This is a genomic window from Bacteroides nordii, from assembly GCF_019930665.1.
GTDB lineage: Bacteria > Bacteroidota > Bacteroidia > Bacteroidales > Bacteroidaceae > Bacteroides > Bacteroides nordii.
In genome coordinates this window covers 5,151,467-5,165,671 of record NZ_CP082886.1, presented here as the reverse complement: position 1 = coordinate 5,165,671, position 14,205 = coordinate 5,151,467, and the positions used below count along the sequence as shown (strand labels likewise).

Here is a 14,205-nt window from a genome sequence, read left to right as displayed (position 1 = left end):
GCAAAAGAAAATGACACAACTGACTATTGATAACTTCAAAACAATGCTCACCACAGCTTTAGCAAATATCAAAGCACGTGAAGATGAGTTTTCCAAACTGGATGCCGTTATTGGTGACGGTGACCACGGACAAGCGATCGTAACAGCCATGAGCGCTATTGTTGCCACTGCCGAGAAAGGGACTGAATTTAAATCGATGCTGAACGACATGGGATTCGATGTTATGTTACAAGTAAGCGGTTCAACCAGTACTTTATTGGGGGCTTTCTTCCTTGGCATGAGTGATCATGTAAGTGGTACACAACTGGATGCAACTGCTGTAAAAGCCATGTTCGCCGGCGGACTTACTAACGTACAAAAGCAGACTAAAGCTCAGAAAGGTGATAAAACAATGATGGATGCCCTGATACCTGCTGTCGAAGCTATTCAGAATTGCCCTTCAGACGATATCAAAGAATTGATAAATGCAGGAGCCGAAGCAGCTTTAGCGGGTGCTGAGTCCACAATTGAACTTAAAGCTAATTTCGGACGTGCACGCAACTATGGTGAACGGTCTATAGGCTATATGGATAGCGGCGCTGCTTCCTGGAGTTGTATGTTCGCTTCATTCTCAGAAGCTATAAAGTAAAAATGTATTTCGAATAAATATCAAATATAAAGAAATGGCAGATTTAGATGATTTAAGAGAAGGTGCAAATTTTGGTTTAGACATTGCATCTCAACAACAACACTTTCACGTGAAAGGTGCAGAAAATGCAGCATGGGGTATGAAAGACCGTTTATCACGTATCTTTAACCCCCAAACAGGTAAATCCGTTATGTTGGCTTGCGACCACGGTTTTATCATGGGGCCTACTTCAGGACTCGAACGTATTGACTTGAATATAGTCCCGTTAATGGAATATGCAGACTGCCTGATGTGTACACGAGGCATTTTACAGTCGGTTATCCCTGCTAATACAAAAACTCCTATCTGTCTGCGCTCTGATGCCGGTACTTCCATCCTTACTGATCTGAACGACAATGTACTGATTGATGTAGAAGACGCTATCCGTATGAACGTATCAGCCATGGCTGTTATGTTGGCTATTGGTGACGAAGCACACGAAGCAAAAACCGTAGCCAATTTGTATAAAGCTGTAGACAAAGCAAGTCGTTACAATATTCCCGTGATGGGGGTAACAGCCGTAGGTAAACAAATGGCACGCGATGCCCGTTATTTTGGCTTAGCATCCCGTATCTGTGCTGAGAACGGTGCCAACATCGTAAAGACCTACTATTGCGAGGGATTTGAGAAAGTGGCAGCAGCTTGTCCGGTTCCTGTAGTTATTGCCGGTGGTAAGAAACTCCCCGAGAAAGAAGCACTTGAGTTATGTTATAACGCGATCAACGATGGTGCTGCCGGGGTAGATATGGGACGTAATGTATTCCAAAGCGAATCACCTGCGGCTATGATCCAGGCTGTACATGCTGTAGTGCATGACGGATTGACTCCGGAACAAGGTTTTGAAATGTTCCAGGATTTATCTAAATAATCAACTAATTGAGAATTGGGAATCGATCAAATCAGGTTCCCAATTTTCAATTTACACACATACATTATGAAGAGAATATTATTTTTTCTATGTTTTACTCTCCCACTCTTCCTTAATATCTCCGGAAAAAACAAAGCTGAGAAATTATTATTAGGTGGTTCGGGATGGAATAAGATCGTCATTATAGACAAAGATTCAAAACAAATAGAGTGGGAACATCCTTTACAAAAAGGTTGGGAATGTAACTCTGTAGCTGCAACTCCGGACGGAAATATTTTATTTTCCTACGCCAAAGGTGCCAAAGTAATCAACCGGGATCATAAGGAGATCTGGAATATTACAGCACCTGAAGGTTGTGAAATGCAAACTGCCCGCGTGTTATCCAACGGTAATTACCTGTTAGCCTGGACAGGACATCCGGCTGTCATTATGGAAGTGAGCCCGAAAGGTAAAATTTTATCCCGTACAGAATATGAAACAGGGATTGACCGCCCCCACTCTCAGTTCCGTCAGCTGAATAAAAACAAGCGTGGCAACTATCTTATTCCTCTCATATCTACCTCTGAAGTACGTGAAATATCTCCTTCTGGCAAACTAATCAACTCCTTCAAAGTAGAAGGTACACCCTTCACTACATTAGAGTCAACTGATGGTAACTATTGGATTGCTTGCGGTGACGGGCATACCTTAATCGAAGTCAATCCGAATGATGGCCAAATCATCCGGCGTTATAATGAGAATGATATCAAAGGAGTCCGGCTTTTCTTCACAGCCGGTCTTTGTAAAAGTGCTGATGGTAACCTTTATATATGCAACTGGCAAGGGCACAGCCACGACGCCAATGCAGCAAACAGCCCGCAACTTTTCGAAATAAACCAAAAAGGAGAAGTGATCTGGAGCCTAAACGACAATCAAACATCTGGAATGATATCAGCAGTCAGTACGATAAACTGACCCTATACAACAGAATGACTATAAACTCCCCGGAATATTAAATAAAAGGGGAGCTTATAGTTATCACATCAGCCACAAAAAACATACAAAATCAGGTTGAAAATTTTGTAATTCAATATATCCTCCAGGTAATCCCATTCACGGTTAGCAATGAATATTCCATATGCTCTACTTCCTATACAAACGGCTTTAACTGTAACTTTATGAGAAAATATATTCCTACTCGAAAGTAAGCATATCACCAAATTCAAAAATATTTTCTTAATCTCAAAGTTCTTAGTAACTTGTCATATTTATCATTGCCCGTTATACCTTTTTGGAGTAGTTCTTTATATCTCATTTTTATATAGTACGTAAAGAGACGAAATTAATACAAACAAATAATGGCTTCTTCATAAATCATTTATTTTCAACAGGAATTTTAGTTATCCATATATAAAAAGATTCCTGATGTACTTCCATAAAGTTTAGTATTTTAATAATTATGAAATGATTTCACTTCCATTCGGAGATATCCAAATTTCCACAACATAACAGTATTCAAACTATATTTCAAAGGTTCTGTTCAACAAAAACATAAGTTGTAAAATTATAAAAATTACCAGATATTTTTAGATACCTATATCAAAAGGTTTTCTATCTTCACAGTCTGTAGCATTTAGTCTATCCACATAATATAAAGCTAGATGCAATCAACCTTTTAAACAACCTCAATACTTCTTCTTACATCCCCAATTATCCAATTTTTAGTTATCCCTCAATACTGCCTCAAATACTTTCGATAATATTCTTGAGGAATATCTGCTTTAATCCCCCATCCTTCTGCATATTCATTATGAATAATATGTTTAACAGCATACGACTCAGCTTTTTTAAACTTAAAATGATCTGTTTTAGTATTCCATACAATATGACTTATGAGATTAGAAATACTATCAAACTTTGAACGCGAATTAGTACCTGCAAAAAAGTCTAATGACAAAGTAAAAATTAAAGAATCATTTGGATAAATAGTCGTATTTTCAGCACTAAATGATAAATTTTCAGAAAACAAGGGTAGAGAGTCTCCATTAATAAGGTAACAAGTCACTGAATTACGATCTTGGTTCATTTGATCTTTATCAAAAGGAATTTTTCCTAAGACTATAGTATCTATACCATGATTTACCACTCTACAATTAAAAAAGAGATACCCATATCCTGTCACTAAAGTTGTATCTTTCTCTGAGACAAGCATAAATACGTTATCTATCTCTAATTTGGGGTCTTCTTTTATTGATAAATTATTGCAATTACAAGCCATCAATACCAATAATAGAATCCATACTATATTATTTACGTTCTTTCTTCTCATAATATTTTTTATTCGTATTAATATGGTGTTTAAAATCTTTGGTCGTTTTTAGAAAGACAGGCTGTTGCATCTGGTACTCATAGACTTTTGTATGAGTACTGTTATAATCTCCCCATTTATTCATTCCATGTCCTACATATTCATGATCCCCTAAAGCATTTTGAATATTTTCAACTGTTCTTAATTCATATATTGCCTCCTTAGTTGTATAGTTTACATTTATCTTAAACTTCGTATTAGGAGTTAATTTAAAACTTGTCATATACAATTCTGTTGGAGATGGATCATTATAGAAATCTCCAGTATCTCCACTCACTGCAACACTTGAACCAATTAAATATTCATTAGTATACCCTGTTTTGTTCATAATATCAGTTAATATTTTACTAACAGCCTCAGCACTTAACGAAACCGTTTCAATTCCATGAGTTCCATTCGTATCATTAAAACGCCCGACTGATTTCATTGATTCAAAAACTATTGGTGTTGTTATTTTTACCGCCCCTGAAAACCCATCATCATCTGTTCCGAGAAAATTACCATCATAATCATAATATGGAGAAATCCACATACCTGTAGGATCAATATATCTGATAGGATTATTCCCACAATATGCATACGGACTCACCGAATAATACTTCTCACATAATGGATCCATCATATGAAACCGCCCTATTGCTGAATCATAATATCTTGCTTCAAAATCATACCAATTTAGACCATGTACCTCATCTAATTCTTTCCCACCATATTTATACTGTTGAGAATCATAACTTTCTCCAAACAAACTACCAAAAGGATAATAGTGATTCAAACCTTCTTTCATACCATTTTGATTCATAACCACGCGAATATTCCCCTGATGATCCTTCAAATAATAATGGTAAACAGGAGCTCCATTAACAAAATTGATGTATCCCTCTTCTGTTAGTACCTTATCCAATACTCCATTTTTATAGATTATATTTCCACAATAATCCATACATTCATTTGATACAAATGAATAAAAATCTATAGAATTAGTTCCCGTCCTAGTTTTTTGTAGAGAATTCCTCATGTTAATAAAAGAAAAGGCAGGTTCAATAGAAAAAAGTTCCCAGACTCCATATTCTTTTCTCCTCTTCACTCCGTCAGCAGAATACAAATAACGAGTTACATTACGTTCACGTAACGTAATGTTATTCGGCAAATTTAAACAATTGTATTGAATTTCATCAATCCCTTTATTCAAATCTTTGATAAGGTTACCATTGCTATCATAAAAGTATTCCTCTTCTTCTTTCGCATTATCAATAAAATCTAATGGAGTATAGGTGATATAATCTTCAGTTGAGTCATCAATACTTTTTACTTGATTTCCATTGTAAGTAAAAGAAAGGTCATCAACTTTAGCAAAATCTTCGCGTGCTTCCATTGTGCCCCAACGTGAAAGAGTAAGAAGGTTACCCATCTTATCATAATCGTAATTAGTATCGTAAAAATTGAATTCTTCGTCCCAATAACCTGCAGATTTAAGACGATTCAAACCATCATAATTAAACGAGTAATTACGTTCCATATTATAAGGGTCATCAAATCGCCATGACATTTTATCGATATTACCATTATAGTAAGGTTGATAAGTCAATTGTTCACAAAACAAACCTCTAATACTTGTTAACCAGTTACGAATATTATAAGAATAGGTACTCTTAAGTGATTCATTACCATGATGTTGCTTTGTCTGCAAACGTCCCAAATCATCATAGCTATTCTCTGTAAGTATCACTTCACTTTGATTGTTTAACTGATGCTTAACCCGTACCAATCGTTCTCCATAATCATATTCATAAGTATAAATCTCGGTCAAGGGTTGTTTATCTGGGACAGAATGAGAGTGCATATGTTTTAATAATTTGCCTGTCATTTCACGACAGTAAAAATCGACATCAATACCTCCCAGATGATTTGTTGAACGTTGTTGCACAACATGATCCCACGAATCATAATACATTGTTGTCAAAATTTTATTATTAGAATTATCTAACAAAAAACAGCAATGACCTGTTAACTTACCTCTAGCTGCAACTTCAATATTATCAGTTACATAAGAATTATAACCGGGCTGTTGTTCATAGTGAAGCAAATCCATCCCGTCAAAAACCGAAAGTGACAGAAAATGATAATTATCATAATAATAAACATTCAATAATTGTACATCCGACTCATTTAAAGCTATACCAGTTAAGGTATATCCGGTTTCCTTAAACCCATTACTACCAGTTAACTGCTCGAAAGAAGCAACTACTGTACTCGAAGCAATAGAAGTTAAATCAACAGAATGGCAAATACCTTCCACCACAGAGCGCCCCAAAATATCATATAGAGTAAACCTCCATTCACCTTTTTTACGCTGTTCACCATCACGAGTCAACACAGGGCGATCAGACAAGTCATAAACAATATCTATTGGAGTACACCCCGGGAGCGTTTTCATTACACAACGATTACGATTATCATATTTATATTGATAGGCATAAAGTGATAGATCCGGATTATCTTGATAAGCAGGAGGAAGTACAAAACATAGATTTCCAAAAATATCATAAACATAATAAGTATCATGAGGAATAGAATTCGATATCTGACGGGTTAATATCAACTGACCTGCATCATTCTTAAAAGAATAAGAGATATTACCGTCTTCATCAGTAACTTGAGTTATTTTTAATACACCAGAAGGATAATTCCCTCTTTGTATCAATGTTCCATCCAAATCTATCTGATAATGTTTACATCCTAGATCTCCTGAAGCGGAATTTAGAAAGTAGGCTGAAGAAATTGGATGATTTATCCAATCATCTCCTGAACCATATTGCGATATAACCCTATTGAAAGGGGAATTCTCATATACAGTCTGATTAAAAGAGCGAGAATCTCCATTATACGCATTACCAATTTGATTTTTAAAAGAAGAAGGAGTTATATAATCCGAAGTAATAACTTGAGGCAACCATACTTTTGATTCTCTGCCAACATTATCATATTCTTGCAATGTAGCAAGAATATGATCACGTTCTCCATCATAGTTATTTTCTCTTCGTACATGTATAGAAGGGCGTCCTAATCCATCATAATATTGGATATCATCTATGGAGGTATTTCCCGAATCGTTTGTCATTTTACAAGTCATAATATAGTTTTGACTAATGGCTTGTGCTTGAATTATATCAAAACTTAAAATAAACAAGAATACAATTGTATAAAAATATTTCATATCTTCTTATTTTTATTGTTTCCAAATTTTCTCTCCATATATTCTCTCTCCCAAGGAGATACGTAACAAATAACTTCCGGACGGATAATTTCCAATTGAAATACATTCCTGATAGTTTTCGCCAGAAACCACATTCCGTACTATTGCAGAGATTTGACGCCCCTGCAAATCATATAAACAAATATTCAAATCAGTTCCCCGCTCCACTGAGTAAAAAATGTGTAACTCACCTTGCTCGTCAATTATATATCGATAAGCTATTATTTCATCTTTATACTCTTTTTCTGACTTAACAGATTCTATCTCTTTTACTCTATCTTCATTCTCATTTCGAAAATTATTACGTTTTATCCAATTTACCATATCCTCATCCAAACCGTAATATTGCTCATGGGGAGGATAGTAATATGAAACTCCAAATTGTTCATAAGCCTCTTTTTTCTTAAAAAGGCGGGCCTGTTTTGTCTCAAATATGGGATAGCGATATCCATTAGCATACCAAAGCCAAGTATCTATCTCAAAATGAGTAGAGTCATTATTCAACCGATAATCAATACTATCCCTACAAATAACAAAGGGGATAGTATCAGTCGTAATCATATTATAGTTGAATATTGGTTCCATCTTTTCTACCACTTTTTTCGACAGATGTACGCGAAGAACATTTTGCAATGTATCTCCTTCAGGGAGAATCATTCTACCAACAGCATCTGCTTCAGTAGTAGTAACTCCTTGAATATGCACAGAAAAACGATCACAATAATGTCCTTTTCCATCATAGTAACTAGTAATACTACGCCCATAAGGGAAAGGAAATACGAGATAAGTTTCTGGCTCCCGGTAGCTAACCAATGTTGTAGGATTCCTATATCCTAAAAACAATAATGTATCATTACGGTATTGATAATAATACATTGTACGGTGTTCCCTACTAATAAGCGTATCACCTCGCAACGTATCATACTTTAATGTATATTTGTCATTCAGAATCTCAAGATCACTAAAATCCCACACAGCTGAGGCTCCATTCATTCCCGGGTCTTTATAAGCAGCCTGCAATTTTACAATTCTATCTCCCTGCCGTGGTAAATTATAAAGAGCATTTAACGTTGTCTGGCTATATATTTTGCCTAATAGCACTCCTGTTAATAAAACAGATATGATTATCTTTATTCTCATAATGTATAAAAATTAATGGCTATAGTTATATCTATATTTTTCAATGGATATATCCTCATAAGTCTCTAAAATCTCATATAATCTCCCCAAAGTATCATAATGATAAGATCGGCTTTGACCTGCCGGGCTTACTATTTGTATTACTCCAACTAATGGTTGATGTATAAAAGTAGTAACATGGGCTTTATTCATTGAAGGATGTTGACGTAACAGATCTATTTTTGAACAGATATAGTCATCGTCAAAAGATTTACGTAAAGATATAACAACGTCATCTGTAAGAAGGGCCTTTACAGCTTCGTAGCTTGCATTTTTAATTTCAGCTATTGGGTACTGATTGTTATATCCCCATAAATAAACAGTCGAAAGTCCACTGTTATCTATTATCTGTACGGGGTTATCCACTTCATCATAAGTACAGGACATTTTTTCATAATATCCCGGCGCCATTACAAAACTATTTTTATTGACAGTGGAACTAACATATCCTGGTACACCCGAACCCAACAAACTGACAGACTCTACCTGTCCGGGATTATCAACCCTATAACGGGAAATGATACCACTTACTACTTTAGAAGTGATGCTATCTTCTTCAACCTCTTCTATTACAGCAGAAATATTATTTGCTGTTATCATTCTTTGTATAAAAGGAATAGCAGTACCATAGTAATACGGATAACGTCGAGTACGTGTACGGACTTGCCCATCCGAGGTATGTACCGTAGTTGTATTGAGTTGTGCTTGCTGATCATAAGTATAAGTCGTAGTTGTTACCAATTGGCGAGGACCATCATAAGTCGTTTCTGTAATCTTTTCCAAAAGAATATCACCGGAATTTATTTCTTCGGGGAAATGCTCAACAAGCCCATTACCAACCGGCAAATACCTTTCTATGTAAGACAGTGTTAAAGGATCACTTATCTCTGCCTGGATATACGAATCCAAAGTACTATTATAACGAGTCATATATATAATATTACGTTTATATGACTGAAGATTGTGGATCTTAATACCGCTGTTGAAAATCTTGTGCTTATACTCTTTAGAATGTATTAGTTTGTATTCACCATTTTCATATTTATATGTATTTTCTGCCTGAATTTTCCCAAGACGCCAATCTTCCTGAAAACTTTTCAGATTTGTGTCCAAGATCTGACTGCGGAGATGGAACCCATAAGCTTCGGGAGAGGTATAAATATATTCCTTTTTCCCATATTCAGAACCAACCGCATCTTCATACTCCGTTACTTTCTGATAATAGATAGGAGCTCCATTACCATAATACAAATCTTCAATAGCATTAGAATAAATAACCGTTTTAAGTGCTGTGGGATAATCCAAATACGTTTTATCGTAATGTTCATCAATGGGGGTATCACCTATATACAAAACATTTTGACGACATAAGAAAACGTTTTCAGATTCTGAGAAAGGAGCATGCAAACCGCGAATAATACCAGTCCCATCCTCTCCGTAAACATAATATTTCCTACTGGCAACTGTCCCGTCAGCTTGACAATTTAATATACTAGCTACTCGCGCGCCACCCGAAGGTATCGTACGCCAACCTCCATCTATACGATTACATTCAAATTCAAAATCTGTATATCCACCAGTTGGGTAGGTGATTCGTTTCAATAGACCTTTTAAAGCATATTGTGGTTGAACATTGTTTTCCATCTCCATATAAAGCAAATAATTTCCTCCTATAAAATAATTAAGAAGCATCTGATCTAAATAGTTGTTACTTAAATAATGTGGAGTTTCTATTTGCATAAAAGGAACATTTATATCTACATTATCTGTACGATCGTGTGTCGTTCCGCGAAGTCCTCCCCAAAAGTCACAACCTATTGTAAAATTGCTAAAAGCATGCATACTTGAATAATCGAATTTATAAGTTTCGCTGGGATTTCCAACAATTTGAATCTTATCCAAATAGTTAGTCAGGCTATTTCTTTCTGCTGACACCTTCTGCCCGACACAAGTTTGAGTAAATGCTATTTCACGTACTTGTTGCTGCGAACTATCTACAATTTTTATAGAAGACAGATATTCATAAAGTGTGTTGTAATTGAATAACAATTTATTCCCATTAAACTTAATAACAGAGGGTACCAAACGTTCCTGAACACGTTTACCATTTACAAATTGCATTTCGCCCAATTGATATGTATTATCAACATAATCGGTCTCAGTATATACAGGAGGATCTTCACAATATTCTGGAAAAATAAATCGCGTATAATCCTGAGATACAGTATAATTGATCACATGAGGATAATTTATATTCTGAAAAGGTATTTTCTTAAGAATATCCTTTAGTGTTATTTCAGCACTCCCCGGAAACATATTTGAAATATCATCTGCAAAAAAGACCCGACGTACTTCAGTTAACCCATCAGGCTGCCCTAAAGGAATACTCATATTTTCATACAGTTCGGAACTCTCTACAAATGTATATGAAACTCTACTTGAAAGTTGACGATAAGAAAATTGTATTGTATCCAGCTTTGAAGGAGATATTATCTCACGACATTTCCATGATGAAATATAAGTACCTAAGTCTATACCAGGAGTTCCCGGATCATTTTTTCTATAGTAGTAGTGGTCCCCCCAAATAAATAAACGGTCCCATCCGTATCCGTTACACGAAATCCTAAAGTAGAGGTCCCTGTAGGAAGAATTACTTCAAATCTAATTCCCGTATAAGGTACCGGAACTAATGTTATTCCTTCATTTTGGTACTTTCGAAGATAAAAACAACCCGACTTACCCTTTAATCTATAATAATATTTATCAGATTGAGTATCAATCTCATTATTAAGCATTCGTAAACGATTATAGGGGGGTATAAGTATTAGCAAAATCAAAATTTGTAAGTTTCCCAAATGGGACTCGTTCATACTCATTATAATAATAACCGGATAATTGCCTAAAATCATCATGCCCTCTAATCTCTCGTACAATCTGAAAATCAGAACTCAGCGACCAGCCCAATCCTGTATAAGCACTTTCTTCTTTTGCCTTAAATCCTCCGGCATGATAGCTAATTACAAGCGGCAAACTACTCTCACGGCCTTTCAGCTCAAAAAGAGGAATTTCTATCCGGGGAACACCTGTATTATAATCTACCGGGAAATTAATACACTTGGCTAAACTCGCAGCTTCTGGAGCAGGAGGAGGTTTTACCGGATAACTGAATTGTGAAGGAACACCTTGAGCCAATAAAGGGGATACAAATGATCCCAATAGGATAATACAAAATAAATAATGGCTTTTCATAAGCGCTAAATTTAAAATTAACCATTGTAAAAATAGGCAATTTTTAACAAAATGATTATCTGCATTATCTCAAATATTATCAATAAAGTATCTATTTCAAGAATATAAAAACTCATCGCCTTCCGGCGATGAGCATCTATAAAAATCTCAATATAAATCTACTATTACTCTCTCCTTCGTAAACGTTCCGTCAGCTTGTTGCATCGGCTCTTCCATTCTCCACTTCATAGTAACCGATTTACCCAAATAATCGAGAATCTGATAGAGCGTTTCGTTCCTGAAAGTAGCCCTATATTTATACTCTTTCCCCGATATATTATTAAATTGAATATCAATATTAAAATGACGTGACAATCTCTTCAACATATCAGGCAAAGGAGTATTCCTAAATATCAATTCACCGTCTTTCCAGGCTATCTTCTCAAATACATCAACCTCAGATTTGACATATTGCGACGCCTTTTTGTCATAAAGCAGACGCTCACCCGGCTGTAAAGACTCAGCTTCCTCATATCCGGGTATAAGTACATTTACATGTCCGGATTCCAGCACGGCCTCAACATAACCTTCATTTTCATAGGAACTGACATTAAAACGGGTTCCGGTTACAAATACACGTACTCCCGAAGGGGTATTAACATAAAAAGGATGTTCTTTATCAGATTGTACTTCAAAATATGCTTCACCTTGCAAATCCACCTCACGTATATTTTTGCCAAAGATAACCGGATAACGAAGGGTACTCCCCGAGTTTAGCCAAACGACCGAATTATCAGGCAATTCATAACGCACCACAGAACCTGTAGAAGCTGTTATACTCGCATATTGTATTTTTTCATCCGACGATTCATTAAAATACAAATACCCTAATATCACAGAGGAGAGAAATAAGGGCAAAGCCAGAAATGCAGCATACCGGATCAATTGGTGCTGCAATCTTTTATTCTTCTTTCTTCTTATCTGATTTTGAGTTTTCCCAAAAGCAGTTTGTACATCAATCGTTTCCATCTCTCTGATATCATCTCCCAAAGCCAATGCCATCCGAAGGTCCTGAAATAGTCTTCGGTGCTCCTCCGACTCATTCAACAGGATCTCCACCTTCTTTTGCTCGGCTTCAGTGCATAAGCCTTTACAATAGCGAAAAAATAAATCTGAATCTTTATATTCCATTTGTTTTTAAGTTATCTTTTTCGTTTTTCAACTATTACCGGATAAATTATAATCGGGTAAATCGTTGGTCCGCTTAAACTATCTACTATTTGGGATGCCAATTTACTGTATTCTTGTCGAATAATTAATAAAAACATAAAACTAATTTTCTCTAAGAATCATAAAATCATAAATATATACCCCACGGCTTTTCAATGTATACTCACCTTATCTATATTACAATTAAAACCACCTCCAAAGGACAACTCCTCTTCTATTTTTGAAAAAACAATCCTAATCAGTACCTTTACAAAGCACTATTTACTATTTTTGTGACGACTTTGGCTATGATACAATAATAAATACCCTAACAGCAGATGCAATGAGAATACGCCTTCGCGAAAGTAATAACGAGAAAGAATTCAGAAAGCTGTATGAAGAATACTATGCTCCTTTCTGTCTGTATGCGAAGAGATTCATAAATGATATGACAGTCTGTGAAGACCTCGTTTCCGACGTATTTGTTTCTCTCTGGGATAAACGGGATTCAATCGAATTAAAAAAAGAGACAGCAACCGCATATCTGAAAATATGCGTGCGCAACAGTTGCCTCAACCACCTGAAACACATGGAATATGAATGGAACTACAATGAGTTCTGTCAAAAGCAGTCTCCCATCTATGCCACAGAGACAGACAGTGTATATACTTTGAACGAACTTTATGATATGCTATACAAAACACTGCAACGCCTTCCCGAAAACTACCGCATTGTATTTATCAAAAGCTTCTTTGAAGGTAAAACGCATGCCGAAATTGCACAAGATATGAATCTTAGTGTAAAATCGATCAATCGATATAAACAGAAAACAATGGAATTACTCAGAGAAGAACTCAAAGAGTATCTGCCTGTATTGCTTCTAATAATATTACAGCACAGATTATAATCTATGTTTTACAATTTTCTTTTTATCAAGATATTTTTGATTATAAAATTTCTCATCTGTTTTTATATTAATCAAACTATCCCGACTATACAAAAAATGCATATCAGATATGTCAGGAACATTATATTCTTCAACATCTGTAGGATAAACAATAAGTTCATTATCAATTAATGCATACTTAATTATCATTGAACTACCTATCCCTCCATAACGTTTCCAATATTCCAAAATTGAATCATTTCTTAAAATAATAGATTTCACATCACTCTCCACGATTTTTTTCCTGATTTCATTTTCACTATAAATATCTGAATCAATAGAAGGTATAAACCTATATACCTGAGTATCAAAACTAATTTTACATGACACAAGAACAAATGCAATAAGCATTAATGATACGAAAAGAAATAAATTCTGTTTCATGGTAAAAGTTCATATATAGGTATTAAATCGTAAATTCTGCTCCCACAAAATTATAAAATATCCATAGCATCAGATACAGAAAGGGCTATATCTGTAACCTCCAATTATTTATATTCTTTCT

Annotated in this window: 12 protein-coding genes; 4 read left to right on the top strand and 8 right to left on the bottom strand. The window is 35.4% G+C overall.

Annotated elements, in window-relative coordinates; genetic code table 11:
* The first annotated feature begins 10 nt into the window (after positions 1 to 10).
* From K8P02_RS19920 to K8P02_RS19910, 3 genes are all read left to right on the top strand, one after another.
* Positions 11 to 628, top strand: coding sequence for a DAK2 domain-containing protein (locus K8P02_RS19920; RefSeq protein ID WP_025867105.1), 618 nt, complete (start codon positions 11 to 13; stop codon positions 626 to 628).
* 34 nt (positions 629 to 662) lie between these two features.
* Positions 663 to 1,535: a 3-hydroxy-5-phosphonooxypentane-2,4-dione thiolase gene (gene lsrF / locus K8P02_RS19915; protein WP_025867106.1), complete on the top strand. Its 873-nt coding sequence runs from the start codon at positions 663 to 665 to the stop codon at positions 1,533 to 1,535.
* 66 nt (positions 1,536 to 1,601) lie between these two features.
* Positions 1,602 to 2,489 carry a beta-propeller domain-containing protein gene (locus K8P02_RS19910; protein ID WP_025867107.1) on the top strand — a complete coding sequence of 296 codons (888 nt, stop codon included), beginning with the start codon at positions 1,602 to 1,604 and terminating at the stop codon, positions 2,487 to 2,489.
* 757 nt (positions 2,490 to 3,246) lie between these two features.
* Here the strand turns inward: K8P02_RS19910 and K8P02_RS19905 are convergent.
* The 7 genes from K8P02_RS19905 to K8P02_RS19875 form a co-directional block, all read right to left on the bottom strand.
* Positions 3,247 to 3,843 (bottom strand): hypothetical protein, encoded by a 597-nt coding sequence (locus tag K8P02_RS19905; RefSeq protein ID WP_195348737.1) that lies wholly within the window; start codon positions 3,841 to 3,843, stop codon positions 3,247 to 3,249.
* Positions 3,821 to 7,099, bottom strand: a complete 3,279-nt coding sequence (locus K8P02_RS19900) for an RHS repeat domain-containing protein (RefSeq protein ID WP_025867108.1) — start codon at positions 7,097 to 7,099, stop codon at positions 3,821 to 3,823. The genes K8P02_RS19905 and K8P02_RS19900 overlap by 23 nt, the downstream gene beginning before the upstream one ends.
* 12 nt (positions 7,100 to 7,111) lie before the next feature.
* Positions 7,112 to 8,278, bottom strand: coding sequence for a T9SS type A sorting domain-containing protein (locus K8P02_RS19895; protein WP_025867109.1), 1,167 nt, complete (start codon positions 8,276 to 8,278; stop codon positions 7,112 to 7,114).
* 12 nt (positions 8,279 to 8,290) lie between these two features.
* Entirely contained in the window at positions 8,291 to 10,708 is a 2,418-nt protein-coding gene (locus K8P02_RS19890; protein ID WP_223381747.1) for a hypothetical protein, read from the bottom strand.
* A 140-nt stretch (positions 10,709 to 10,848) separates the two neighbouring features.
* A complete protein-coding gene (locus tag K8P02_RS19885) occupies positions 10,849 to 11,112 on the bottom strand; it encodes an MBL fold metallo-hydrolase (RefSeq protein WP_025867112.1) in 264 nt (87 codons plus the stop codon).
* 10 nt (positions 11,113 to 11,122) lie between these two features.
* Complete coding sequence (locus tag K8P02_RS19880; protein ID WP_155921432.1) at positions 11,123 to 11,566, bottom strand: hypothetical protein; 444 nt, start codon at positions 11,564 to 11,566, stop codon at positions 11,123 to 11,125.
* A 147-nt stretch (positions 11,567 to 11,713) separates the two neighbouring features.
* The gene (locus K8P02_RS19875; protein ID WP_223381745.1) at positions 11,714 to 12,736 is read right to left on the bottom strand and encodes a FecR family protein; all 1,023 of its coding nucleotides are present in this window, start codon (positions 12,734 to 12,736) and stop codon (positions 11,714 to 11,716) included.
* Positions 12,737 to 13,097: 361 nt separating this feature from the next.
* Between K8P02_RS19875 and K8P02_RS19870 the strand changes: the two genes are divergently transcribed.
* Entirely contained in the window at positions 13,098 to 13,661 is a 564-nt protein-coding gene (locus K8P02_RS19870; RefSeq protein ID WP_002558789.1) for an RNA polymerase sigma-70 factor, read from the top strand.
* Here K8P02_RS19870 and K8P02_RS19865 read toward each other — a convergent pair.
* Positions 13,656 to 14,084, bottom strand: coding sequence for a hypothetical protein (locus K8P02_RS19865; protein WP_223381743.1), 429 nt, complete (start codon positions 14,082 to 14,084; stop codon positions 13,656 to 13,658). The two genes, K8P02_RS19870 and K8P02_RS19865, sit on opposite strands and share 6 nt — an antisense overlap.
* Positions 14,085 to 14,205: the final 121 nt, after the last annotated feature.